The organism is Ruegeria sp. R14_0 (genome assembly GCF_017743975.1).
Classification (GTDB): domain Bacteria; phylum Pseudomonadota; class Alphaproteobacteria; order Rhodobacterales; family Rhodobacteraceae; genus Ruegeria.
In genome coordinates this window covers 382515-406286 of record NZ_JAGHRC010000003.1, presented here as the reverse complement: position 1 = coordinate 406286, position 23772 = coordinate 382515, and the positions used below count along the sequence as shown (strand labels likewise).

Below are 23772 nucleotides of genomic sequence, written 5' to 3'. Positions count from 1 at the left end.
GCTTTTCCGACTGGAATGCGGTCGCTTTGGTGAGGGTAACGCGTATGGTTTCTACGCCAATTGATCCGTTCGACGCAGTAACGGTCACTGTGTCGGGGGACACGACTGGAACTGTAAGCGGTGACCCACCACTGCCTGCGATGGGCGATCTGGACGGAACTGTTTCAGTCCCGAATGACAATTGGACCGTCATCGGAGATTTCTTTGAAATCTCTGATCAGCCTGACAATGGAACGGCATCGATCAACCTCTTCACCGGCGAATGGACCTATGAAGTCGATCCCGACTATTATGATAGTCTCGATCCGGGCGATGTCGTAACAGACACGTTCGAAGTTCGCGTTGTCGGGGTCGCACTCAACCCGGGTGGGGAATTTCGAGGTGGCGAGGCGTTTCAAACGGTCACCATTCAAATTGAAGTCATCTGCTATTCGCTGGGCACGCTGATCCGCACCCCAGACGGAGACATTCCGATCGAGCATCTCAGTCCGGACGACCTTGTTGTCACCATGGATCATGGGGCGCAGCCAATTCGCTGGGCCGAATCCGCATTCCTTTCGCCTGAACAGCTGGAAACAAACCCGGCTCTGTACCCGATTGAGATTGCCAAGAACGCTCTCGGTCCAAATTGTCCCGAGCGGAATTTGCGTGTTTCGCCGCAACACCGAATGCTTGTGACCGGACCGTTTGTTGAACTGTTGTTCGGCGAAACTCAGGCGCTGGTGGCCGCCCGACATCTGGTTGGGCTGCCCGGAGTGCGTGTGGTCAAGCCCGAAAAGGGGGTGACCTATGTCCATGTCTTGTTAGACAGGCACGAGATCTTGTTCGCCGAAGGCGCGCCGTCCGAAAGTCTGTACCTTGGTGACGAAGCCTTGGTTGCAATGAGTTCAGAAGGTTTGCAGGAGCTTCGCGAAATCTTCGGTTCCAAGCTTGATGGTGCGTCCCAAGGTTTCTCGTCTCTCGCGCGACGTTCCCTCAAAGCGTACGAGGCGCAGGTCTTGCAATCCGAATGGGTAAACTGCGATCCGCGGCAGAGTTTGCCGATCTGAATTGATCACAACGTGGGCAGTTGGTCTAATCTGCGGCGCTACTTAAAGTTCCGGCTGTCCTTGATCTGATCCCAGGCCCAGACGACCTCTTGCAACTGCTCTTCCTGACTGCGGTCACCGCCGTTCATATCCGGGTGCAGGACCTTGATCAGCTTCTTGTAGGCTTTGCGCACCTCAGCCTTGGACCAGCTGTCTTTGGCTTCCAGAATTTCAATCGCGCGACGCTCGGTTGGGGGCAGGCGGCGGCCGCCACCACCTGTGGTGCGGCCCTTATTCTGCGTGCTGTTCGCGCCGAGCACCTGATGCGGGTCTTCGATGCCCAGACGGGCCCAGGCACGCGCCTCGGGGTCGCCCATTGGTTTGGTCTCACGCTCCCAGACTTTGTCCTTGGAGCGCTGTGCGTTTAGCTCGGCTTCGGTGGTGCCGTCGAAGAAGTTCCACTTGTTGTTATATTCCCGGACGTGCTGTTGGCAGAACCAATAGAAGTCGTCCAGTACATCAGGCGCCTTGGGGGCGCGAAACTTGCCGGGTTCGTTGCAACCCTCGTGATCGCAGATACGCGTCGAGGTTTCAGACGCGCCAGACATACCCCGACGCCCGCGCGGGTTCTTTTTCTTGGCGCTGGAAACGGACATGTCAAATCCGAAGGGGTCTGATTTCGTCATGCTCTGATCCTTACGAACACATCTTTTCGACTCGGAGGCAGCAGTTTAGTCTAAGCAGCCGAAAGTAGAAGAGGGGGGCGGCAAAAATTTTGCCGCTGAGCAAAAAATGTCCGTTACCGACGAAATCCGTACCCGCCTGCAAACCGCCTTTGATCCGCGCGAGCTAGAGGTGGTGGATGACAGCGAAAGCCATCGAGGACATGCGGGCTTTCAGGAAGGTGGCGAAAGCCATTTCAACGTCCGCATCCGCGCCAGTGCGTTCGAAGGTCAATCCCGCGTCGCGCGCCATCGTGCCGTGCATAAGGCCCTGGGCGATGTCGTTCCGCGCATCCATGCGCTGGCATTGGACATCGACACGTAAACCTCCCTTAACCCTGGGTCAGGCCACGAGTGCTATGGCCTGATTGACCGCGAATCCCTGGTTCACCGCTCTGTAAGTGGGGAATGGGTGCCTGAGGGTTGCATCAATCTCACGTTCTATCCACGCGCTGTCTTCCAGCCGTTGAAGCGATGTCGACAGCGCCCGGTCAGAGATTGTAATCAGCCCGGACTTCAACGCCGAGAACCGTTGAGGCCGATGGGTCAGCGCAAGGATCGGTGCAGTCCAACTGCGTCTGAGCAGCGCGAATTCAGTGTCGTCAGGTACAGCCTGGACAATCCGCGTGGCAGTCTGCGCGATCTCGGCTCCTGTCTTGGTCAGGCGAAACTCAGGGCGCAAGGGATGACCGTGGCCAGGGTTTCGTTCCAGAAGCCCAAGTTGCATCAGATGATCCAGACTTTGGGCGAAGGCCGTTCGGCTGGCGCTGGTCGCGGCCAACAAGGGCGCTTGTCGCCCCGGGATCCCTGAATTCATTGACGCCAGAATGTTCAAAGACCAGGCGCGGGACGTCAGCTTGACAAGAATCGCTATGTCCATAAAGTATAGTTACTTTATTTTTAGACATAGGAAAAGTGCGATGCCTCTTGTTTCTTTGGACAATACGATAACCCTGGCCCTGTCCGTGCGGGACAGGCACGCCAGCGCCGAATGGTACAATACCAAGCTTGGATTCGAACTGATCCACCATATCGATGAGGCGGGGTGGAGCGAGATGCAGACCAAAACCGCAGGGGTTACTTTGGGTCTAGGCGAACAGGCCGAGCCTGCGCCAGGAAACACGGTGCCGGTCTTTGGGGTGTCCGACATTGCAGAAGCACGACAGGCGCTCGAAACTTCGGGCGTCAAGTTCGATGGGGAAACCGAAACGATCGAGGGGATGGTCAGCACGGCGACGTTTTATGACCCCGACGGCAATGCGCTCATGCTTGCTCAGGATCTGAGCCAGTAGCTTGTGCTTTTAAGTCTGCTCTTTGTCCTTTTCGGACAGGTCTGCGGGCTTCAAGGTCAACGGGGGATCTTTCGGTTCTTCTGAGATCGGAGCGGGGGCTTCGACGTCATCCGGTCCCGGGACAGGGTGCGCCATCGGAGCGCTCTCGTCGCTCTCAGTGGTCTCGACCGTTTCGCGAGTCGACGTGAAAGCAATTTCGGCCTCGCGCCGGAACACCAAAACATTGCGCCAATTGACGGTTGAGCTGGTCAGTCCGGCGCGCTCTTCGCTGGGCAGCAATTCCGCACGCTGGTATTCCCAGCCATCCTCACCCATCTGGTTCAGAACCTGTTCGATTGACACAGCGAACCGGCCTTCGGCGGTTTTGACGCCCTTCGCCTTTGTGCCTTTTTGCGGGGCGGGGACAACTTTGTATTCGTAACGCTGCATCAGATCTTCCTGGTTGCCGATCCCAAGCAATCTAACATGTTGCCGGGTTTCGAAAAGTCATCATCGCCCTGTCGGCAAATTCTGTGTCATCTGTTGCGCGAGGGCGTGACAGGGCCCAGCGGTAAACGCGTGCCCTGTTCCAAAAATTGTTCAAGTAGAAATGTTTACGATCCCAGCTTTTTGCTGACCAGTTCGTTCACGGCCTTTGGATTTGCCTTGCCACCAGTGGCTTTCATCACCTGACCGACAAACCAGCCCGCCAGTTTCGGGTTCACTTTGGCTTTTTCAACCTGTGCCGGGTTGGCGGCGATGATCTCGTCCAGTGCGGATTCAATCGCGCCGGTGTCGGTCACCTGCTTCATGCCGCGGTCTTCGACGATCTGTGCCGGGTCACCGCCTTCGGTGTAGACGATTTCGAACAGGTCCTTGGCGATCTTGCCCGAGATGGCATCCGAAGAAATCAGGTCAATGATTCCTCCCAGCTGTGCCGGAGACACGGGCGAGTCGGTGATCTCGTGGTCTTCTTTCTTCAGCCGGCCAAACAACTCGTTGATGACCCAGTTCGCGGCCAGCTTGCCGTTGCGGCCCTGTGCGACCTCTTCGAAATAGGCGGCGCTTTCGACCTCGGCAGTCAGGACGGACGCGTCATAGTCGGTGAGCCCGAATTCGCTGATGAAGCGCGCCTTTTTGTCATCGGGCAGTTCTGGCAGCTTGGCTGCGATGTCATCGACCCATGCCTGTTCAATCTCCAGCGGCAGCAGGTCGGGGTCGGGGAAATAGCGGTAGTCATGCGCTTCTTCCTTGGACCGCATCGACCGCGTCTCGCCCTTGTCCGGATCATACAGGCGGGTTTCCTGCTCGACTTTGCCACCACCTTCGACGATGGCGATCTGACGACGGGCTTCGACCTCAATCGCCTGCTGGATAAAGCGCATCGAGTTCATGTTCTTGATCTCGCAGCGGGTGCCCAGATGCGAGAAATCTTGCGTTTCTTGGTACTTTTCATACGCACCCGGCAAACAGATCGAGACGTTCACGTCCGCCCGCAGGTTGCCGTTCTGCATGTTTCCGTCACAGGTGCCCAGATAGCGCATGATCTGGCGCAGCTTGGCGATATAGGCGGCGGCCTCTTCGGGGCCTCGAATATCGGGGCGCGACACGATCTCCATCAGGCAGACGCCCGTCCGGTTCAGGTCGACAAAGGACATATGCGGGTCCATGTCGTGGATGGATTTACCTGCGTCCTGCTCCATGTGGATGCGTTCGATGCGCACCATGCGCGCGGTGCCGTCGCCCATCTCGACCAGCACTTCACCTTCGCCGACGATGGGGTGGTAGAGCTGGGAAATCTGATAGCCCTGCGGCAGGTCGGGGTAGAAGTAGTTCTTGCGGTCGAATGCCGATTTCAGGTTGATATCCGCCTTCAGGCCCAGACCGGTGCGGACGGCCTGCTCAACGCAGTATTCGTTGATCACCGGCAGCATCCCCGGCATCGCCGCGTCCACGAAGGCCACGTTCGAGTTCGGCTCGGCCCCGAATTGGGTTGATGCGCCGGAAAACAGCTTGGCATTGGATGAGACCTGAGCGTGCACCTCCATCCCGATGACCAGTTCCCAATCGTGTTTGGCCCCGGCAATGGTTTTGGGTTTGGGCATTTCGTATGTCAGGTCGAGCATGGCGCGCCTCATTTCCGCAGAAGTCTAAGCCTGCGTATTAGGCCCGGCAGGGGCGAGGGGCAAGGGGGAATCAGTGTCCCGACAGGCGCAAACCCGTTGGCGTAAAGGTGACGTCCAGCCCGCTGCGCAGCTCATCGCGGAACAGATCGCCAATTGCACGCAACGCGTCGCGTTGTCCGCGCGCTGCAAAGCGTTCGGGTGAACTGATCCGAACGCTGTTGTTAAACCCGTTCGCCGCATGGGCCCAGATCAGGGGGTGCAACTCGGTCAGGTGATCGCGGATCAGCCAGTGTGCGGCGTCATGAATCTGGTTGCGAACCGCATCGGCCTTCTCATTCTGTCCGGTCCCTTTTTGAATCGTGGTGGCGCAATAGGCCGACAGCATGTTGACCGTTTGCTGATCAGGGCGTCGATGCAGAATATCGTGCATGCCCTCAAGGAAGTAATCGACATCCAACTGGGCGCAGGCCTCGGCATCGAGGGCGATGGCGTCGAACTGCACCCAAGTATAGCCGCCAGCCCCCCAGGTCTGTTGGGTACGGGCTGCAATACGCAGGGCATGGACCTCAAGTTCGTCATAGGTGCCGAACCAGCGTGGCAGCAGATGCGTGCCCAAGGCGCGCATGTGCCGTTGGTTCAAAGGATCAAGCTCAATCAGGCGTTCATATTCTCCGGCAACGCGCGTATGCGCTTTGCGTTGGCCTGCCAGCAGAGCACAGCAGGCTGAGGCGATGATCGGGCTGCTTGCCGCTGCCGCGCGGCATTTTGGCAGAATTGCAGCCGCCCTGTCGAAATGCGCAGCGCATCGGGATTGATGCAGCGCAGGCAAAGTTGCGTCATTTGATGTCCCGCGCCACGCCCATGCCAGGTCGATATGCGCCAGCGCCACGACCAGCGCGATCATCGGGTCTTCTGCATACGCGCGCATCTCGTCTTCCAGTTCCGAAATGCCACTCAGCACGTCGAATTCCGACAGCGCCATGGCATCGGACAAGGCGTGCTCGGCGGCCAGAACCACATCGGCGCGCGCGCCAAAGGCCAGCAATTCCGCGATTGGCATCCCATCCGGCGCAGTTTCGCGCGACTCGTCTGCGGTGCGCATCAAATCGGACAGTTCCGCCCAACGATCCTGACGTGCGAGATAGCGTCCTTGTTCAATGCAATTGCGCCCGATGTCGTCCTGCGCCTGAATATCGGCCAGCGGGATGTTCAGCCGCCCGTGATCCGGCAAGACCGACGCAGGAGCTGAATCAGCCAAGCACTTGTGTGGCGTTGATGGACTGGAAACGGGGCGGGATCGGGACAAACGGTCCCTTACAAACCGGAACATGGAGACACTCGGAACAAAAAACAGGTACTTCAGGTTGAAATCTTTGCCGGAAATACCTTCTCGATCAAGTTTTTTGAGCGGCAATGATCGCAAATTTTGCCCAGTGCGGCTTTCTCGGACTTATTGTTTCAAAATGCGACAAAGTGGTGCCGCTCAACGCGAAAGCCTGCCTGTTGCAACACCTGCTCGAATTCCCGGTGATGGGGTGTTGATTCATCTGGCAACCGAATCCGTTTTCCCGAGTTCAGCACCAGAGAAACGCGCACAGAAAAATCCCAGCGGGTGTCAAAGCGGATATAGTCGATATCGGCGCAATCAATCTCGGCTTCTCGGGTGCCGGTGAACCATTTCAGCTTGCTCTCATTCAGGCTCAGCCCGGCACTGGTGTTCTGCGCGACGTCCCACAAAGCCGGTAGGGTGGGCAGCGCCAGCAACGCGACCAACCACCACGCAGCCTCGAACATCATCACCAAGGCGAGCAGAGCTGCGTAGACGCAAATCAGGACGCCGACTGTGCGCGGCGCCCTGTTGTTGCGCGAAAAGGTGAACTCGGTCATGCGTCCAAGATGCGCGAGACCATCTCGGTCGTATCACGCGACAACTCAGGCGTTTCTGCGATGCGGGTCATTTGTGCGCGGATCAGTTCCTGACGGTTTGCGTCATAACGTTTCCAGGTTTGGAAAGCCGAACACATCCGTGCGGTGGTCTGCGGATTCACCGGATCCAGTTGGATAAGCCAGTCCGCCAGCAGCGCATATCCAGCCCCGTCGGCACGGTGGAACCCTGCATGGTTCATTGCAAGGGCTCCCATGACCGAACGGAAGCGATTCGGGTTCTTCCAGTTGAAATCGGGATGTTCTGTCAAGGTTCGGGCGATGTCGGCGGTCTCATCGGGCGAGGCCATGGCGACCTGCAGGCCGAACCACTTGTCCATGACCAGACGATCGTGCTTCCACTGGTCGTAGAAAGCAGCCAATTCGGTTTCACCCTTGCCTGCGCGCAGCAGGCAGGACAAGGCGCTGAGTTGCTGAGTCATATTTCCGGATGCGCTGTATTCCTCGGCCGCGCGCGCGCCGCCGTCCAGACGTGCTGTCAGCGCCAAGGCCGCACCGCCAAGAGCGCGTTTGCCAGCCTGATCAGCGTCCGGGCCGAAGGACGCGTCAATCAGCGTTTCACTATGCAGCCGTGGCAGCAAATCCTGAACGTGCTGAGCGGTTGCCTGCCGCAGGGTCTCAACCGCTGTCCAAATCGTCATCGGATCGGGCGTTGCGCCACGATCGTGCAGGGCGGCGGCCAGCTCCGACTGTGTGGGCAGGCCGAGCATCAGCGCACGGTAGGCTGGGTCCAGCTCTCCATCGCGCAAGACGGCCAGGATGCCGTCCAGATAGTCCGCGCCGGGTGTGGCGTCTTCAAGGATCATGCGCAGCAGCGTGTCCTCGGCCAGTGACCGCCCCGCCTGCCAACGGTTAAACGGGTCGGTGTCATGGGCCAGCAAGAACGCGCGCCCGGCATCCGTGTGGTCATGTTCAAGGATCACCGGGGCCGAGAAATCCCGCAGGATCGAGGCAACGGGCTTGGCTGCTAGTCCGGCGAACTGGAAGCTCTGTTCGGCTTCAGTGAGTTCCAGAACCTCCGTCCCCCGTACTTCGTCTCCGTTTGGCCCCAGCAGACCGACGGCCACCGGGATCACCTGGGGCAGTTTCTCGGACTGACCAGGGGTTGGGTCTGTACGTTGGGCCAGAGTCAGGGTGTAAGTGCCGTCATTCCAGTCTTCGGTAACCGTTACGCGCGGCGTACCGGACTGACTGTACCAGCGTTTGAACTGGGTCAGGTCGCGACCAGTCGTATCCTCGAACACCTTGATCCAGTCCTCGATGGTGCAAGCCTGCCCATCGTGGCGGTCAAAATACAAATCCAGCGCTTTGGCATAGGCGTCGTCGCCGACCAGGCGTTTCAGCATGCCGATGACTTCGGCACCTTTCTCGTAAACCGTCGCGGTATAGAAGTTGTTGATTTCCTGAAAACTCTCAGGCCGGACCGGGTGTGACAGGGGGCCGTTGTCTTCCGGGAATTGTCGCGCGCGCAGGTCGATGGCGTCGTGGATGCGCTTCACCGGGGCCGAGCGCATGTCGGACGTGAACTGCGCGTCGCGGAACACGGTCAGCCCCTCTTTCAGACACAGCTGGAACCAATCGCGGCAGGTGATGCGGTTGCCGGTCCAGTTGTGGAAATACTCATGCGCGATGATCGCCTCGATCCGCTCAAAGTTCAGATCGGTTGACGTCTCGGGGCTGGCCAGCACGGCAGAGGAGTTGAAGATGTTCAGCCCTTTGTTCTCCATTGCGCCCATGTTGAAGTCGTCCACGGCAACGATGTTGAACACGTCCAGGTCGTATTCACGGCCATAGACGTCCTCGTCCCACTTCATGGACTTTTTCAGGGCTTCCATACCAAAGGCGCATTTACCTTCGTCTCCCGGACGGACCCAGAGGTTCAGTTCGACATCGCGGCCGGACATGGTGGTGAACTGGCCGGGATGCGCAATCAACTCGCCGGCAACCAGCGCGAACAGATAGGCGGGTTTGGGCCAGGGATCGGTCCATTCGGCCCAACCTTCGCCTTTGCCTGACGGGTTGCCGTTGGACAGCAGCACTGGCAGGTCGCCATTGATGCGCACGGTAAAGGTGGACATCACATCCGGGCGGTCGGGGTAGAACGTGATCTTGCGGAATCCTTCGGCCTCGCACTGCGTGCAGTACATGCCGTTGGACATATAGAGCCCTTCCAACGCGGTGTTGTTTCCGGGATCGATTTCGACCTCGGCCTCCCAAATGAACGGCGCGTCGGGGGCGTCGGCGGTCAGGCCCTTGTCGGTGACAACCGGGGAAATCTCGACCCCGTCGATAGAGGCGCGGATGAGCTTGAGTTCTTCGCCATGCAGGAAGAATGTTTTGTCGCTGGCCTCGGGGTTCGGGCGAAAGGCGATGCGTGAGGTGACGCGGGTGGCATGCGCAGCAAGGTCAAACGTCAGGTGTACACTGTCCACCAGAAAGCCGAAGGGTGTGTAGTCTTTCAGGTAAATTGTCGTGGGGGCAGCGTCGCGCATCGGGGGCCTCGCATCATTTCGTGTTGGCGCGAAACTATGGCCTGTGCGGGTCGGCTGCAAGCGGTGCTGCTCATGACTAACACTGTTGGGAATTTTAATTGGTAAGAAACTTTTACCGCTAAGTGATATCAAAAGTTGCCTATCGGAAACTTTCATCCTAAATGCTGACGGCATACAGTCGTGCACATTCCGGGGAGAGAGAATATGAGCAGCAGACAGGCGCGTAGCGGATTGCAGGTGGATACCATCCTGGCCGAGTTCATCGAGGGGCGGGCCCTACCCGGAACAGGCGTGACAGCAGACACCTTCTGGGACGGCCTTGCGCGCATGGTCACTGAACTGGGCCCCAAGAACCGCGCCTTTCTGACCAAGCGACAAGAGTTTCAAGGCAAGATCGACGTCTGGCATCTTGAGCGCCAAGGTCAAAAGCACGACGCCGAAGCGTATCAGTCTTTCCTGCGTGAGATCGGGTATCTCGTCGAAGAAGGCGCAGATTTTCAAATCGAAACCGCGAATGTCGACCCCGAGATCGCAGCGACTCCTGGGCCCCAGTTGGTGGTGCCGATCACCAATGCGCGCTTTGCTCTGAACGCAGCCAATGCGCGCTGGGGCAGCTTGTACGATGCGCTTTATGGAACTGACGCGATGGGGGATCTGCCCTCGGGCGGCGGGTATGACGCCGAACGCGGAGCCCGGGTAATCGCGTGGGCCAAAGCGTTTCTGGACGATGCTGTGCCGCTTGCCAATGGCTCTTGGGCAGAGGTGTCAGACTTGCATGTCGAAGGCGGCGCGCTGGTGCCCGCGCTTGCTGACACATCGCGGTTTGTCGGTTTTGGTGGAGACTCCGAGAGCCCCGAGTTTATTCTGCTGAAAAACAACGGCTTGCACATCAAAGTTGTGATCGACCCATCCAGCAATATTGGCTCAACTGACCCGGCTGGGATTGCTGACGTTCGTCTGGAATCGGCGTTGTCCACCATCATGGATTGCGAGGATTCGGTCGCGTGCGTGGACGCCGAAGACAAGGTCGTTGCCTATGGTAACTGGCTGGGCTTGATGAAAGGCGATCTGACCGAAGAGGTCACCAAGGGCGGTAACACCTTTACCCGAAAACTGGCTGATGATCTGGCGTACACGTCAGTCGACGGTGGGGCCGGCGTTCTGAAAGGCCGTTCCCTGATGCTGGTGCGCAATGTGGGGCACCTGATGACCAACCCTGCGGTTCTGGACGCAGATGGCAATGAGATCGGTGAGGGGCTGATGGATGCGCTTTGCACCACTTTGATCGCCATGCACGATCTGCAGCGCGAAGGTGGCAACTCGGTCACCGGGTCGGTTTATGTGGTAAAGCCCAAGATGCACGGGCCAGCCGAAGTCGCCTTTTCGGTCGAGATTTTCGACATGGTCGAAGACATCCTCGGGCTGCCGCGCAATACAGTAAAGCTGGGTATCATGGATGAGGAGCGTCGCACCTCATCCAACCTCAAGGAGTGTATCCGCGCCGCAAAATCGCGCGTGGCCTTTATCAACACCGGTTTCCTCGACCGGACCGGGGACGAAATTCATACCTCGATGGAAGCTGGGCCGATGCTGCCCAAGGGCGACATCAAGAATACACCGTGGATTGCGTCTTATGAGGATCGCAACGTCGATATCGGCCTGGCCTGTGGCCTGAAGGGCAAGGCACAGATCGGCAAGGGTATGTGGGCGATGCCTGACCGGATGGGCGATATGCTTGAGGCCAAGATTGGCCACCCGCAATCCGGTGCGACCTGCGCCTGGGTTCCGTCGCCGACGGCCGCAACCTTGCATGCAACCCACTACCACAAGGTCGACGTACTGGCCCGTCAGGATGAGCTGGCTGCGGGTGGTGCGCGGGGCACTCTGGACGATCTGCTGACCATACCGTTGTTGGGTGGCCGCAACCTGAGTTCGGATGAGATCACGCGTGAGGTCGAAAACAACGCTCAGGGTATTCTGGGCTACGTTGTGCGCTGGGTTGATCAGGGCGTCGGTTGTTCCAAAGTGCTGGACATCAACGACATCGGCCTGATGGAGGATCGCGCGACCTGCCGGATCTCTAGCCAGGCGCTGGCCAACTGGCTGCACCATGATGTTGTTTCGAAAGAACAGGTTATGGCCGCGATGCAAAAGATGGCCGCGGTGGTAGATCGTCAGAACGAAGGTGACCCTGCTTATCGCCCGATGGCACCGGGCTTTGACGGAATTGCTTTCCAAGCGGCCTGCGATTTGGTCTTTAAGGGCCGCATGCAACCCTCGGGCTATACCGAGCTGGTCCTGCACGCCCGCCGTCTGGAACTGAAAGCCAGCCTTTAACGCCGCAAGAACGATAGGATACGATATGGCAGTTTCCCTCCGCAAAGCCCGCACAGTCATCCGCAAAACCCTTGAAAAAGGTCGTGAGATGGAACTGAAGCCCCTTTCCGTCGTCGTTCTGGACGCGGGCGGCCACGTCATCGCGTTCGAGCGCGAAGACGGAGCAGCTCCGGGCCGGTTCGCGATCGCGCATGGTAAAGCGTATGGTGCGGTCATGCTGGGCATGGCGGGCACCGCGCAGATGCAGCGGGCCGAGGCGCAGGCCTATTTTATGGCCGCTGTGAATGGGGTCTATGGCGGTCAGGTCGTGCCGGTTCCTGGCGGCGTCCTGCTGCGCGACAAGAAGGGCGCTGTGATCGGGGCCGTTGGTGTAACGGGCGACACATCCGATAACGATGCTACCGCCGCATTGGCGGGCATCGAAGTTGCGGGCCTGACCGGCGAGATCTGATCCGGGGTTATTTCGGAGAGCCCTTCCGGCTCTCCGATCAAAACCACCTTGCACCGGGTGCCGCAAATCTGGGCAGTTGGTCCAGTATTCCGCAAAATTCAAGCGTCTTTAGACCTGTGCGGTGTTGAACAAGAACTTGCGCTGACACGCAGGGCTTGTGCTATTGCGCGCTTTTGGACCTGCCGATAGTTTTTCCCAAGCAAGGAAACAGCACAGGAACGCAGAATGTCTCGACCCGTCGTCGGTATCATCGGCAACTCGTATTTGATGAATGATCAGTATCCAACCCATGCCGGTGGGACGATGAATTCGGACGCTATCGCAAATGTGTCGGACTGTCTGCCGCTGCTGATCCCTGCCGATCCGCGTTATGTGTCGGTCGACGAACTGCTAGAGGTGTGCGACGGGTTTCTGCTGACCGGCGGACGTCCCAATGTTCACCCCGAGGAATATGGCGAGGCCGCGACCGAGGCGCATGGCGAGTTCGATCGCGCCCGCGATGCGATCACTCTGCCGCTGGTGCGGGCCTGTGTTGAACGCGGGCAGCCGTTTTTCGGCATCTGCCGGGGGTTCCAAGAGGTCAACGTGGCGATGGGCGGGACCCTTTACCCCGAAATCCGCGATCTGCCGGGCCGCATGAACCATCGCATGCCCCCAGACGGAACGCTGGAAGAGAAATTCGCCTTGCGCCATGTCGTGACGCTGAACCAGGGCGGTGTTTTTCACAAGCTGATGGGCGCGACTGAGGTGATGACCAACACTCTGCACGGGCAGGGGCTCAAGACGGTAGGACACCGCGTCGTGATCGAAGGGTATGCCCCGGATGGCACACCCGAGGCGATCTATATTCAGGACGCACCAGGGTTTACGCTGTCCGTGCAGTGGCACCCGGAATGGGATGCAGAAAATGATCCGGTTTCGCGCCCTCTGTTCAAGGCCTTTGGCGCAGCGGTTCATGCCTGGGCAACAGGATCAGACACCGCGCTGATTCAGCAAACGGCATAAGAACTGCGCCGGTCCGGGAGAGAAGGACCAGACCGGCGCAGCAAGATCAAACCAGCAGATTGAACTGATTGACCAAGGGCAGGGTGCGTGCGCGCTCGCCCGTCAGGTCGAACAGGGCATTGCCAAGCGCAGGCATTGACGGAGGGGTTCCCGGCTCGCCCACACCACCCATGTGGCGGTTGGTTTCAAGAATCTTTACCTCGGTTACAGGCGCGTTGTGCATCCGCAGGGCGTCGTAGTCAGGGAAGTTGTACTGTTCAACTTCACCGTCCGCGAATGTGATTTCGCCCATGACGGCCGCTGACAGGCCGTAGATCATGCCGCCGAACATCTGCGCCTCGACAGTCCCGGGGTCCAGTGCAAGACCGACATCGCAGGCGATCCAGGCCTTCGCGATCCTGATGGTGCCGTCCTCGTCGACAACCTCGATCACCTGAGCGACCGGCGTGCCAAAGCTGTAGGTCATCGCCACGCCACGGCCAACGCCGTCGGGGGTTTGGCCCGTCCAGCCGGACATTTCTTTCACCGCCTGCAAGCAACCCGCTGAGGGGGCGTGTTCAGCTTTGGCCAGCTCCAGCCGGAACTCCAGCGGATCACGACCGGCGGTATGGGCCATCTCGTCCATGAAGGTCTCATGGAAAAAGCCATTATGGCTGTTCCCGACCGAGCGCCAAAAGCCGACTGGGATATTCAGATCAGCAATGTGCCCGCTCATGCGGTAGTTCGGCACCGCATAGGGTTGGTTAAAGAACCCTTCGACCAGCACCTTGTCCGGGCCGCCTCCGGGAATGCCGGTATAGCGCTGAACCGCTTGTTGCGTGCAGGACTGCGCTGCGACCTTGCCGTCGATCAGAACGGCCTGGCCATCCTTGACCGCGCCGCGCATCCGCGCCATCGCGCCGGGACGGTAGTAGTCGTGACGGATATCTTCTTCACGGCTCCAGGTCGTCTGAACCGGAACACCGGGCATGGCCATTGCGACTTTTGTGGCGATCTCACCAAAGTCCAGCTCGCCCCGGCGACCAAATCCGCCGCCAAGATACGTGGTGTGGATCTGAACCGCCTCTTTATCCAGATTGGCCGTGTTGGCGGCACGTATCTGAATGAGCGTCGGAGCTTGGTTGCCGCACCACAGCTCAAGCGAATTGCCGTTGAACAACGCAGTCGCGTTCATGGGCTCCATTGTGGAGTGGGCAAGATAGGGCACCGTGTACTCTGCGGTGATCTCGGTTGCGCCGTCAGGCAGAGTGTCCACATCCCCGTCGTCGCGCATGGTCGAATTGGGGGCTGTGTCAAAAGCCTTGGAGATTTCCGCAAAGATTGCATCGGTTTCTGGCGGGTAGGGCGCATCGCCCCAGTCCAGCTCAATCGCCTCAACGGCCTGCATCGCCAGCCATGTGTTGGTGGCGATCACGGCCACGCCGTTGCCGAGGTCTACAACCTTTTCGACGCCCGGCATGCCTTCCGCCGCACTCGCGTCAAAGCTTCTCATCTCGCCACCCAGTTTCGGGTTGATGCGGACGGAGGCGAATTTCAGACCCTCGGGGCGAACATCTATGCCGAATTCAGCGGTGCCGGTAGATTTGCCAACCACATCGACGCGCGGCAGGTTCTGGCCCAGCAAACGCCAGTTGGTCGGGTCGCGCAGTTCGACGTGGGGAGGTTCAATCTGACCGGCAGCTTCGGCCAACTCGGTATACGGGATACGTGTTCCGTCCGGTGCGATGACCTCGCCATTTTCGGTTTTCAATTGGCCTCGGTCCACGCCCAAACGATCGGCTGCAGCCTGCTTCAGCGTTTCGCGGGCGGTCGCGCCCGCCTCACGCATACGCTCGAACCCATCTTTCATTGACGTTGAACCGCCAGTGACCTGCAGGCTTAGAGTTCGGCCCAGAACACCCAGAGCTTCGCCCAGATTGTGCTGGAAGTCAGAGATGTCGTAGCCCTTGTTTGGCAACCCCTCACCAACAAGCGCCGAGTTGTAGTAGGCCGCAGCAGCCGGCCCATGCAGAACGCGGATCTGGTCCAGTTCGACATCCAGTTCTTCGGCGATCAGGGCGGCCCAGGTGGTCATAACGCCTTGGCCCATCTCGGCCCGGGGCGCAAACAAGGTGACGCCATTCTGGTCGATCAGAACAAAGGGGCTGAGCGCGGTTTCACCATCGGCCGGTTTCAGAGGGTTCGCAGCCGGACGACTTACATAATAGGCGCCGAAAGCTACACCGCCCACAATCGCAGCTGAGCCAATCAGGAACGTGCGGCGAAGGATTTTTCCAACGGATGCCATAGCTTACGCCTCCTTCAGCTTGGATGCCGCATCGTGAATGGCGGCGCGGATGCGGGGGTAGGTGCCACAGCGGCACAGGTTGCCTTGCATGGCGTCATCGATGTCCGCGTCTGTTGGTGCGGGATTTTCGGCCAGAAGCGCCGCAGCCTGCATGATCTGCCCCGACTGGCAGTAACCGCATTGCGCCACCTGATGGTCGACCCAGGCCTGCTGAATCGCACCCACGGCATCCGGTGTGCCCAGCCCCTCGATCGTGGTCACATCACCCCAAACATCCGACAGCGCCACCTGGCAGGACCGTACGGCCTCGCCATCGATATGAACTGTGCACGACCCGCACGCAGCAACGCCGCAGCCGAACTTGGTTCCGGTCAGGCCGATTTCGTCTCGCAAAACCCAGAGCAGGGGTACGTCATCGGGCAGGTCTACCTGATGTTGCTTTCCATTGATCTTCAGGTCGGTCGCCATGGCGCACCTCTCTTGGTTGTGGCTGGTTTCTGACATAATTAGCGGAAAGTGTCAGCATGTCAATTGACAAAATGAACAGAAAGTGTCACGAGTTTTGGAATGACCGATTTAAAAGAAGATACACGGCAGAAGGCGATCCTGGACTCTGCCTTTCAAGCTTTTGCTACCTACGGGTTCCGCAAAACGTCGATGGATGACATCGCGCGCGGCGCGGGGATGTCGCGCCCAGCTGTCTATCTTCATTTTAAAAACAAAGAGGCAATCGTCGCCAAGCTGACGGAACTGTACTATGCTACGAAGCACGCTGCAGTGGCACAGGCGTTGTCAACGCAGGGTTCGGTGACCGAAATATTGACTCGTGCGATTGCAGCGCAGACCGAGGGTATCTCAACAATCCTGGCGTCTTCCCATGGGCTTGAGTTGCTGGACACTTCAGTATCCATGTCGGGTGAAATCATTGCGCAGGGCGAGGCCGACTTGGCGCAGCTTTATGGCGCATGGCTGGCCCGGGAAGAAAAGGCCGGGCGCGTTCGTTTGCATGCGAGCGCTCTGGAGACGGGCACGTTGATCACGACCGCTTTGAGAGGATTAAAGGTCAGCGTCACTGGGGTCGAAGAGTATGAGGCCCGCACCGAGCAATTCGCAACGCTGATCGGCGCAGGCCTGGAGGTCAGGTAACGCGCTGGCGCACCATGTACTCTGGTGCATCCCACAGGCGATTGCTCATGATATCTGCCAAGGTTTCAACGGCCTGTTCTACATCGTGCTCGTCGATGTAAAGCGGCGTGAAGCCAAATCGAATGATGTCGGGCGCTCGAAAGTCACCGATCACGCCGCGCGCGATCAAAGCCTGCATCACGGCATAGCCATTCTCAAAGCGGAATGAGACCTGGCTTCCGCGCCGGGCGGGGTCGCGTGGGCTTGCCAATGTCAGGTCGGGGCAGGTGGACTCGACCCGATGTATGAACAACTCGGTCAGCTCTATGGACTTGGCGCGCACGTCGTGGATGTCGGCCGTGTCCCAGATGTCCATCGCCGCGGAAAGGGCGGTCATCTGAATGATTGGCGGTGTTCCGACCCGCATTCGTTCGATGCCATGTCCGGGACGGTAGTCCAGATCGAAGGCGAACGGAGCTTCGTGACCCAACCAGCCAGACAGGGCGGGTTGAGCCTTGTCCGCAAGACGCGGCGCGACATAGATGAAGGCAGGCGCTCCGGGGCCGCCATTGAGATACTTGTAGGTGCAGCCCACGGCGAAATCGGCGTTGCACCCCGCCAGATCCACCGGGATTGCACCCGCCGAATGGGCCAGATCCCAAACGGTCATCGTTCCGTTCGCATGGGCAAGCTCGGTCAGTGTTTTCATGTCGTGCATACGTCCGGTGCGGTAGTCGACCTCGGTCAGCATCAGGACGGCAACATCATCGGTCAGGTTGTCGGCGACATCCTCGGGAGCGACGACGCGCAACTCGTAATCCGACCCGAGCGAGCGCAGCAGGCCCTCGACCATGTAAAGATCGGATGGGAAATTGCCGTTGTCCGACAGAACGACCTTGCGATCCGGGTACAGATCTAACGCCGAGGCGACCGCCTGATAGACTTTGATCGACAGGGTGTCCCCGGTCACAACGCTGCCGGGTTCGGCACCGATCAGTTGGCCAATACGATCCCCCAGACCGGTCGGCAGCGCCATCCATCCGGCTTTGTTCCAGCCGGTGATCAGCATCTGCCCCCATTCCGAAACCAACATCTCATTGACCCGCGCCGCCGCGGCGCGGGGCAAAGGCCCCAGCGAGTTTCCATCCAGATAAACAACGCCTTCGGGTAAATCGAACTTGGCTTTTGTAGCGGCAAAATCGGTCATCGTGATCCTGTGCATGCATCGGAAAACATTGGTTTAGACTGGCTAACTGATCCGTGGGGCCCTGTCCACGATTGACTACTTCTGGGGGTGGCGGTTGGGCTGGTGAGGACCAGCAATTTGCCCTGCGACCAACTGTAGTTTTGCTATTGAGGTCGAAAAGCGGTAGGTGATCGTGAAAACGCGACATGTTCGCCATTGCCGGAACGAAAGTCAGCCCGACATGCGTAACATCGATATCCCTCCGGTTTGGTTGTTGGGATTTGCCGTGCTGGCATGGATACAGGCACGGTACATGCCAATGGGGTTGTCGCTGTACGGTGGATTAACCGACCTACTCAGCGGCGTTCTGATTGGTGGAGGAGTGATCCTGATCGCCTTGGCTGCAGCCGAATTTCGTCGGCATCGCACAACGATCATGCCGCATGAAACCCCCAGCTCACTTGTGCAGACCGGTATCTTCAAACGGAGTCGGAACCCGATTTATGCAGGCGATGTCCTGATCCTGACCGGCCTGATCCTGCGGTTCGACGCCGTCGCCTCATTGGTTCTGGTTCCCGTCTTTGTCTGGCTGTTGGAGCGCCGTTTCATCGTGCCGGAAGAGAACCGAATGCGCAGGACTTTCCGCGCCGATTTCGCGCGATACGAACGCCAAACCCGAAGGTGGATCTGAAGTTATGTGGTAATGACACAACGTAAATATGCTGCGCTTGCGAAATAATGTTGCGCAAGATACACCTTTGCTTAACAAACAATACCGACCACCCGCTCGGTCAGAGTGAAAATTAGGGGGAATGCCAGTGAAAATAGGCACACCGAAAGAGATATTTGACGGTGAGAACCGCGTCGCGATGACGCCCGATTCTGCCGTGCAGTTGCAGAAACTGGGCTATGAATGCCTGATCGAGAAAGGCGCTGGTGCTGCAGCGGGATTCTCGGACGCAGCTTACGAAGCCGCCGGCGTTGAAGTCATCAAGACCGCAGCTGCGCTGTGGAAAGCAGCCGATATCATCGCCAAAGTGCGTCAACCCTCCGAGGCCGAGCTTAAGCGCCTGACCAAGAGTAAAACCTTGATTTCCTTCTTCAACCCGGCGGGCAACGAAGAAGGTATGGAGCTGGCGAAATCCAAAGGTGCCAACGTCATCGCAATGGAAATGGTGCCGCGCATCAGCCGCGCGCAGAAGATGGACGCGCTGTCTTCGATGGCAAACATCGCGGGTTATCGCGCGGTGATCGAAGCGGGTAACAACTTTGGCCGCTTTTTCACCGGTCAGGTGACCGCGGCTGGTAAGGTTCCGCCCGCCAAGGTGCTGATCGTTGGGGCTGGCGTCGCCGGTTTGGCCGCGATCGGGACCTCAACTTCGCTGGGCGCGATTACTTATGCGTTCGACGTGCGCCCCGAAGTGGCCGAGCAGGTCGAATCGATGGGGGCCGAGTTCGTCTATCTGGACTTCGAAGAAGAACAGCAGGACGGCGCGGCCACCGGCGGTTATGCGTCGGTTCAGTCGGAGGAATTCCGCAACGCACAGCTGGCTAAGTTCCGTGAACTTGCGCCCGAGATGGACATCGTGATCACCACCGCGCTGATCCCGAACCGCGAGGCGCCCGAGCTTTGGACCAAGGATATGGTCGAAAGCATGAAGCCGGGCTCGGTCATCGTGGACCTCGCGGCGGAAAAAGGCGGCAACTGCAAGCTGACCGTCGCGGATGAGAAGATTGTGACCGACAATGGCGTGACCATTATCGGCTATACCGACTTCCCCAGCCGGATGGCGGCTCAGTCGTCGTCGTTGTACGCGACCAATATCCGCCACATGATGGCTGATCTGACGCCCGAGAAGGACGGTCAGATCAACCACGACATGGAAGATGACGTGATCCGCGGTTCGACCGTGACCTATCAAGGCGAGATCACCTTCCCGCCGCCGCCGCCTAAGGTTCAGGCCATCGCGGCGCAAAAGAAGCCCGAGGCCAAGGAACTGACACCGGAAGAGAAAAAGGCGCAGGAGATCGCGGCGTTCAAAGCGCAGACCAAACAGCAGTTCACCTTGCTGGGTGTCGGCGGCGCGCTGATGCTGCTGGTGGGGCTGGTCGCTCCGGCCAGCTTCATGCAGCACTTCATCGTATTTGTGCTGGCCGTGTTTGTAGGCTTCCAGGTGATCTGGGGCGTCGCGCATTCGCTGCACACGCCACTGATGGCGATCACCAACGCGATCTCGTCGATCATTATCGTTGGGGCCTTGATGCAGATCGGATCGGGGTCGTTTCTGGTTATTCTGTTGGCGGCGCTGTCCGTTTTCATGGCCGGGATCAACATCTTCGGCGGCTTCCTCGTAACCCGGCGCATGCTCGCCATGTTCCAGAAATCTTAAGGAGGCCGGGTAGATGATTGGCTTCACCACTGCCGCCTATGTTGTTGCGGCTGTCCTTTTCATCCTTTCGCTCGGCGGTCTGTCGAACCAGGAAAGCGCCAAGCGCGCGGTCTGGTACGGTATTGTCGGTATGGCGCTGGCGGTTTTTGCCACGTTGGTTGGCCCGGGTTCCGGCCTGTGGCTGCTGTCGCTTCTGCTGATCATCGGCGGTGGTCTGATCGGTCAGTACGTGGCGCAGCGCGTCCAGATGACCGAGATGCCGCAGCTTGTGGCGGCGATGCACTCGCTGGTCGGTCTGGCGGCTGTGTTCGTTGGCTACAACGCGCATTTTGAGATCCAGAATGTTGCCGAAGTATTCGCCATCGCCGACGCCGCAAAAGAGGTTCAGATGGACGGTCTGGGGGCCTTTGCCCAACTGATCGCCAAGAAGACCTCGGCCGAGCTGACAATCCTGCATGTGGAACTGTTCCTGGGCATCTTCATCGGTGCGATTACCTTTACCGGTTCGGTCGTGGCCTATGGTAAGCTGGCGGGCAAAGTGACCTCGGCGGCAACCAAGCTGCCCGGCGGCCATGCGCTGAACGCGGCTGCTGCGGGTCTCTCGCTGATCTGTCTGATCTGGTACACAGCATCGGGCGGCTTCTTCCCGCTGTTCCTGATGACGCTGGCGGCGCTGTTCATCGGCTATCACCTGATCATGGGTATCGGTGGTGCGGACATGCCGGTGGTTGTGTCGATGCTGAACAGCTACTCGGGCTGGGCAGCTGCGGCGATTGGCTTCTCGCTGGGCAACGATCTGCTGATCGTGGTTGGTGCGCTGGTGGGCTCGTCAGGTGCGATCCTGTCCTACATCATGTGTAAGGCGATGAACCGTCACTTTGTCAGCGTGATCCTGGGCGGCTTTGGCGGCACCTCGGGTCCGCAGATGGAAGTGGAAGGTGAGCAGGTCGCGATTGAAGCTGACGGGGTTGCCGCAGCTCTGAACGACGCGGACAGCGTGGTCATCATTCCCGGCTACGGCATGGCTGTTGCGCAAGCTCAGCAGTCGGTTTCCGAACTGGTCCGTAAGCTGCGCGCCAAAGGCAAGAACGTGCGCTTTGCGATCCACCCGGTTGCCGGTCGTCTGCCGGGCCACATGAACGTGCTGCTGGCCGAGGCGAAGGTGCCGTATGACATCGTGCTGGAAATGGACGAGATCAATGACGATTTCCCGGACACAGACGTGGCGATTGTCATCGGTTCGAACGACATCGTAAACCCTGCGGCGCAGGAAGATCCCAACAGCCCCATCGCCGGCATGCCGGTTCTGGAATGCTGGAAGGCCAAGCAGGTTTTCGTGTCGAAACGTGGTCAGGGCACCGGGTATTCGGGCATCGAAAACCCGCTGTTCTTTAAAGAGAACACCCGCATGTTCTATGGCGACGCCAAGGCGAGCTTGGACAAGCTGCTGCCCATGATCGACTGAGCACGCGAAACAAACAAATTGCAAAGGGCGCCTGCGGGCGCCCTTTTCTATTTTCTTTTGCAGGAGGCTTTGCCTCCTGACCTCCAGGATATTTGGGGCCAGATGAAGCCTGCGGATTATGCTACACTGCTGGTGGTAATGTGCTTGGGAGGTGCCGATGGAGAAAGTGAACGGTATTGGCGGTGTGTTCTTCCGCGCGCGGGACCCGGCGGCGCTGAGTGCGTGGTACGAGGAGCATCTGGGTGTCAATCACTATGACCCGGTGCCTTGGAAACAACGCGATGGTTACACGGTATTTGCTCCTTTCGCACAGGACACTGAGTATTTCGGACGGGCCGAGCAACAGTGGATGATCAATTTTCGGGTCGATGATCTTGCGGCGCTGACCGCTCAGTTAGAGGCCGCGGGGATCACTGTGGAGACCAACGCCGAGTGGGACAGCGAGGTTGGCAAATTCGCACGGATTCACGACCCCGAGGGCAATCCGATCGAGCTGTGGCAGCCAAATCAATGAGATAGCGGATTTGTATACCGTCGTATCCCTGTAAGTATATGAAATAAAAAGAGAATTGATGCGCGTCGCGGATGTCGTATAGTGCCGGGAACCAGACGGAGCCCTTTATGACGCCGATAGATGACCACCCGCTGCGCTATGCGCTGGCCAACGAACTGCACGCGCGGCCGTTTCCGATTGCAGCGACACCCTGCACCGTGGTGTTTCTGGCCATCAAGAAATCTGAGGCCGCCGTCGCGCGCGATCGTCGTGAAGACTTGGAGCATCTGGTCAACCTTCTGGATCGCCACGGTGCGCAGCATCCTCAGCCGGACGCCACGCATTACGCGGGGCAGATCGGACGTCATTGGTTGAAATGGGAGCAGCACACCGAGTTTGTGACCTATACAGCGATCTCTCAGAATGTGAGTGACCGCGCGTTCAACCCGGCTGATTTTGAGGTGTTTCCACCTGATTGGCTGATGGCGAGCCCAGGACAACGCGTCACCTCTGCGATGGTGCGTGTTGTCGAGCGTGAGAGCGACGAGGCCATCCGATCCAAACTTGCCGAGTGGTTCGAGCCTGAAAGTCTGGCGGTGGCGCGTGTGCTGGATGATGCCGCAATCTGCGCCTGCGATTTTCGCATCGATCCGGCTGGGCACATGCGGTTTGCGATGTTTGTGACCGAGGGCACAGGACGGCGGCGAACCGGGCGTATCGTGCAACGTCTGTGCGAGATTGAGACCTATAAAGCGATGTCGATGCTGGGATTTGCCCGCGTCAAACAGTTGATGCCGCGCATCGGTGCATTGGATGGGCAATTGACACAGATTATGGCGCAGATGAATGACGACACAGCCCAGCCGGATGCGTTGTTGCAGGATCTGTTGTCGACGTCGATCGCGCTTGAAACACTGTCTGCCAAATGTTCGTTTCGGTTTGGTGCCACAGGAGCCTACGAGGCGATCGTGAATCAACGCATTGAGGTCCTGCGAGAAGATCGGTTTGGCGGCGGGCAGAGCTTTGCCGATTTCATGATGCGCCGATACGATCCGGCGATCCGCACGGTCAAATCTACCGAGCGTCGATTGCAGGCCCTGTCGGACCGGGCGATCCGTGCCGGGGAATTGTTGCGCACGCGTGTGGATGTCGAACGCAGCGCACAGAATCAGGCGTTGCTGGAAAGTATGGATCGCCGCGCCGATTTGGCCCTGCGCCTGCAGCACACTGTCGAAGGGCTGTCTGTGGTCGCCATCAGTTACTATGCAGTGTCGTTGGTCAGCTACCTTCTGTATCCGCTGACCGGGGTTGGGATAAGCAAAGGGATGCTGACAGCCGCTGTGACAATCCCGGTTGTTCTGGCCGTTTGGTTTGCCGTTCGGAAGATTCGCAAGAAGCTGGAGTGAAACTGTATTTGCCAGCGCGCCGGCAAGCTGTACAACAGCAGAGT

22 protein-coding genes are annotated in these 23772 nt (G+C 58.7%); 12 read left to right on the top strand and 10 right to left on the bottom strand.

The window, feature by feature from the left end; translation table 11 throughout:
* Positions 1 to 44: 44 nt before the first annotated feature.
* Positions 45 to 1049 (top strand): Hint domain-containing protein, encoded by a 1005-nt coding sequence (locus tag J7416_RS11770; RefSeq protein WP_209224946.1) that lies wholly within the window; start codon positions 45 to 47, stop codon positions 1047 to 1049.
* Between the two features lie 38 nt (positions 1050 to 1087).
* On the opposite strand, the gene J7416_RS11765 is transcribed toward J7416_RS11770, so the two are convergent.
* On the bottom strand, positions 1088 to 1714 hold the full coding sequence (locus tag J7416_RS11765) for a DnaJ domain-containing protein (protein ID WP_209224945.1): 627 nt from the start codon (positions 1712 to 1714) through the stop codon (positions 1088 to 1090).
* A gap of 106 nt (positions 1715 to 1820) precedes the next feature.
* Here J7416_RS11765 and J7416_RS11760 point away from each other — a divergent pair, with 106 nt between their 5' ends.
* Entirely contained in the window at positions 1821 to 2075 is a 255-nt protein-coding gene (locus tag J7416_RS11760) for a BolA family protein (RefSeq protein ID WP_209224944.1), read from the top strand.
* 18 nt (positions 2076 to 2093) lie between these two features.
* Here the strand turns inward: J7416_RS11760 and J7416_RS11755 are convergent, their stop codons facing one another.
* Positions 2094 to 2630 carry a winged helix-turn-helix transcriptional regulator gene (locus tag J7416_RS11755; RefSeq protein ID WP_209224943.1) on the bottom strand — a complete coding sequence of 179 codons (537 nt, stop codon included), beginning with the start codon at positions 2628 to 2630 and terminating at the stop codon, positions 2094 to 2096.
* A 40-nt stretch (positions 2631 to 2670) separates the two neighbouring features.
* Here J7416_RS11755 and J7416_RS11750 point away from each other — a divergent pair, with 40 nt between their 5' ends.
* Positions 2671 to 3042: a VOC family protein gene (locus J7416_RS11750; RefSeq protein ID WP_209224942.1), complete on the top strand. Its 372-nt coding sequence runs from the start codon at positions 2671 to 2673 to the stop codon at positions 3040 to 3042.
* Positions 3043 to 3051: 9 nt separating this feature from the next.
* On the opposite strand, the gene J7416_RS11745 is transcribed toward J7416_RS11750, so the two are convergent.
* The 5 genes from J7416_RS11745 to pepN all read right to left on the bottom strand — a co-directional run bounded on the left by J7416_RS11745 (position 3052) and on the right by pepN (position 9583).
* Positions 3052 to 3471 carry a DUF4177 domain-containing protein gene (locus tag J7416_RS11745; RefSeq protein ID WP_209224941.1) on the bottom strand — a complete coding sequence of 140 codons (420 nt, stop codon included), beginning with the start codon at positions 3469 to 3471 and terminating at the stop codon, positions 3052 to 3054.
* 164 nt (positions 3472 to 3635) lie between these two features.
* Positions 3636 to 5147, bottom strand: a complete 1512-nt coding sequence (gene gatB / locus J7416_RS11740) for an Asp-tRNA(Asn)/Glu-tRNA(Gln) amidotransferase subunit GatB (RefSeq protein WP_209224940.1) — start codon at positions 5145 to 5147, stop codon at positions 3636 to 3638.
* 70 nt (positions 5148 to 5217) lie between these two features.
* A complete protein-coding gene (locus tag J7416_RS11735) occupies positions 5218 to 6405 on the bottom strand; it encodes a hypothetical protein (protein WP_247744247.1) in 1188 nt (395 codons plus the stop codon).
* A 200-nt stretch (positions 6406 to 6605) separates the two neighbouring features.
* Positions 6606 to 7034, bottom strand: coding sequence for a hypothetical protein (locus J7416_RS11730; protein WP_209224938.1), 429 nt, complete (start codon positions 7032 to 7034; stop codon positions 6606 to 6608).
* Positions 7031 to 9583, bottom strand: coding sequence for an aminopeptidase N (gene pepN, locus J7416_RS11725; protein WP_209224937.1), 2553 nt, complete (start codon positions 9581 to 9583; stop codon positions 7031 to 7033). Before pepN ends, J7416_RS11730 begins: the two co-directional genes overlap by 4 nt.
* Positions 9584 to 9787: 204 nt before the next feature.
* Here pepN and J7416_RS11720 point away from each other — a divergent pair, with 204 nt between their 5' ends.
* From J7416_RS11720 to J7416_RS11710, 3 genes are all read left to right on the top strand, one after another.
* Positions 9788 to 11920 (top strand): malate synthase G, encoded by a 2133-nt coding sequence (locus J7416_RS11720; RefSeq protein WP_209224936.1) that lies wholly within the window; start codon positions 9788 to 9790, stop codon positions 11918 to 11920.
* Between the two features lie 25 nt (positions 11921 to 11945).
* Positions 11946 to 12371 (top strand): heme-binding protein, encoded by a 426-nt coding sequence (locus J7416_RS11715; protein ID WP_209224935.1) that lies wholly within the window; start codon positions 11946 to 11948, stop codon positions 12369 to 12371.
* 225 nt (positions 12372 to 12596) lie between these two features.
* Positions 12597 to 13376, top strand: coding sequence for a gamma-glutamyl-gamma-aminobutyrate hydrolase family protein (locus J7416_RS11710; RefSeq protein WP_209224934.1), 780 nt, complete (start codon positions 12597 to 12599; stop codon positions 13374 to 13376).
* A gap of 46 nt (positions 13377 to 13422) precedes the next feature.
* Here the strand turns inward: J7416_RS11710 and J7416_RS11705 are convergent, their stop codons facing one another.
* Positions 13423 to 15663: a molybdopterin cofactor-binding domain-containing protein gene (locus J7416_RS11705; RefSeq protein WP_209224933.1), complete on the bottom strand. Its 2241-nt coding sequence runs from the start codon at positions 15661 to 15663 to the stop codon at positions 13423 to 13425.
* A 3-nt stretch (positions 15664 to 15666) separates the two neighbouring features.
* Complete coding sequence (locus J7416_RS11700) at positions 15667 to 16131, bottom strand: (2Fe-2S)-binding protein (protein ID WP_209224932.1); 465 nt, start codon at positions 16129 to 16131, stop codon at positions 15667 to 15669.
* Between the two features lie 99 nt (positions 16132 to 16230).
* Between J7416_RS11700 and J7416_RS11695 the strand changes: the two genes are divergently transcribed.
* Positions 16231 to 16809, top strand: coding sequence for a TetR/AcrR family transcriptional regulator (locus tag J7416_RS11695; protein WP_209224931.1), 579 nt, complete (start codon positions 16231 to 16233; stop codon positions 16807 to 16809).
* Here J7416_RS11695 and kynU read toward each other — a convergent pair.
* Positions 16802 to 17995, bottom strand: a complete 1194-nt coding sequence (kynU, locus tag J7416_RS11690; protein WP_209224930.1) for a kynureninase — start codon at positions 17993 to 17995, stop codon at positions 16802 to 16804. The genes J7416_RS11695 and kynU overlap by 8 nt on opposite strands.
* Before the next feature lie 220 nt (positions 17996 to 18215).
* Between kynU and J7416_RS11685 the strand changes: the two genes are divergently transcribed.
* The 5 genes from J7416_RS11685 (at position 18216) to J7416_RS11665 (ending at position 23728) form a co-directional block, all read left to right on the top strand.
* Entirely contained in the window at positions 18216 to 18665 is a 450-nt protein-coding gene (locus J7416_RS11685) for an isoprenylcysteine carboxylmethyltransferase family protein (protein ID WP_209224929.1), read from the top strand.
* Positions 18666 to 18792: 127 nt separating this feature from the next.
* Positions 18793 to 20364, top strand: coding sequence for a Re/Si-specific NAD(P)(+) transhydrogenase subunit alpha (locus J7416_RS11680; RefSeq protein ID WP_209225085.1), 1572 nt, complete (start codon positions 18793 to 18795; stop codon positions 20362 to 20364).
* 13 nt (positions 20365 to 20377) lie between these two features.
* Positions 20378 to 21829 carry an NAD(P)(+) transhydrogenase (Re/Si-specific) subunit beta gene (locus J7416_RS11675; RefSeq protein ID WP_209224928.1) on the top strand — a complete coding sequence of 484 codons (1452 nt, stop codon included), beginning with the start codon at positions 20378 to 20380 and terminating at the stop codon, positions 21827 to 21829.
* A 157-nt stretch (positions 21830 to 21986) separates the two neighbouring features.
* Positions 21987 to 22343: a VOC family protein gene (locus J7416_RS11670; RefSeq protein WP_209224927.1), complete on the top strand. Its 357-nt coding sequence runs from the start codon at positions 21987 to 21989 to the stop codon at positions 22341 to 22343.
* Positions 22344 to 22450: 107 nt separating this feature from the next.
* Complete coding sequence (locus tag J7416_RS11665) at positions 22451 to 23728, top strand: DUF3422 domain-containing protein (RefSeq protein ID WP_209224926.1); 1278 nt, start codon at positions 22451 to 22453, stop codon at positions 23726 to 23728.
* Positions 23729 to 23772 lie beyond the last annotated feature (44 nt).

What these genes read in the sequence shown, in the direction of transcription:
- J7416_RS11770 (WP_209224946.1), top strand. Translation starts at nt 45, where the DNA reads ATGGTTTCTACGCCAATTGATCCGTTCGACGCAGTAACGGTCACTGTG.
- J7416_RS11765 (WP_209224945.1), bottom strand. Translation starts at nt 1,714, where the DNA reads ATGACGAAATCAGACCCCTTCGGATTTGACATGTCCGTTTCCAGCGCC.
- J7416_RS11760 (WP_209224944.1), top strand. Translation starts at nt 1,821, where the DNA reads ATGTCCGTTACCGACGAAATCCGTACCCGCCTGCAAACCGCCTTTGAT.
- J7416_RS11755 (WP_209224943.1), bottom strand. Translation starts at nt 2,630, where the DNA reads ATGGACATAGCGATTCTTGTCAAGCTGACGTCCCGCGCCTGGTCTTTG.
- J7416_RS11750 (WP_209224942.1), top strand. Translation starts at nt 2,671, where the DNA reads ATGCCTCTTGTTTCTTTGGACAATACGATAACCCTGGCCCTGTCCGTG.
- J7416_RS11745 (WP_209224941.1), bottom strand. Translation starts at nt 3,471, where the DNA reads ATGCAGCGTTACGAATACAAAGTTGTCCCCGCCCCGCAAAAAGGCACA.
- gatB (WP_209224940.1), bottom strand. Translation starts at nt 5,147, where the DNA reads ATGCTCGACCTGACATACGAAATGCCCAAACCCAAAACCATTGCCGGG.
- J7416_RS11730 (WP_209224938.1), bottom strand. Translation starts at nt 7,034, where the DNA reads ATGACCGAGTTCACCTTTTCGCGCAACAACAGGGCGCCGCGCACAGTC.
- pepN (WP_209224937.1), bottom strand. Translation starts at nt 9,583, where the DNA reads ATGCGCGACGCTGCCCCCACGACAATTTACCTGAAAGACTACACACCC.
- J7416_RS11720 (WP_209224936.1), top strand. Translation starts at nt 9,788, where the DNA reads ATGAGCAGCAGACAGGCGCGTAGCGGATTGCAGGTGGATACCATCCTG.
- J7416_RS11715 (WP_209224935.1), top strand. Translation starts at nt 11,946, where the DNA reads ATGGCAGTTTCCCTCCGCAAAGCCCGCACAGTCATCCGCAAAACCCTT.
- J7416_RS11710 (WP_209224934.1), top strand. Translation starts at nt 12,597, where the DNA reads ATGTCTCGACCCGTCGTCGGTATCATCGGCAACTCGTATTTGATGAAT.
- J7416_RS11705 (WP_209224933.1), bottom strand. Translation starts at nt 15,663, where the DNA reads ATGGCATCCGTTGGAAAAATCCTTCGCCGCACGTTCCTGATTGGCTCA.
- J7416_RS11700 (WP_209224932.1), bottom strand. Translation starts at nt 16,131, where the DNA reads ATGGCGACCGACCTGAAGATCAATGGAAAGCAACATCAGGTAGACCTG.
- J7416_RS11695 (WP_209224931.1), top strand. Translation starts at nt 16,231, where the DNA reads ATGACCGATTTAAAAGAAGATACACGGCAGAAGGCGATCCTGGACTCT.
- kynU (WP_209224930.1), bottom strand. Translation starts at nt 17,995, where the DNA reads ATGACCGATTTTGCCGCTACAAAAGCCAAGTTCGATTTACCCGAAGGC.
- J7416_RS11685 (WP_209224929.1), top strand. Translation starts at nt 18,216, where the DNA reads ATGCGTAACATCGATATCCCTCCGGTTTGGTTGTTGGGATTTGCCGTG.
- J7416_RS11675 (WP_209224928.1), top strand. Translation starts at nt 20,378, where the DNA reads ATGATTGGCTTCACCACTGCCGCCTATGTTGTTGCGGCTGTCCTTTTC.
- J7416_RS11670 (WP_209224927.1), top strand. Translation starts at nt 21,987, where the DNA reads ATGGAGAAAGTGAACGGTATTGGCGGTGTGTTCTTCCGCGCGCGGGAC.
- J7416_RS11665 (WP_209224926.1), top strand. Translation starts at nt 22,451, where the DNA reads ATGACGCCGATAGATGACCACCCGCTGCGCTATGCGCTGGCCAACGAA.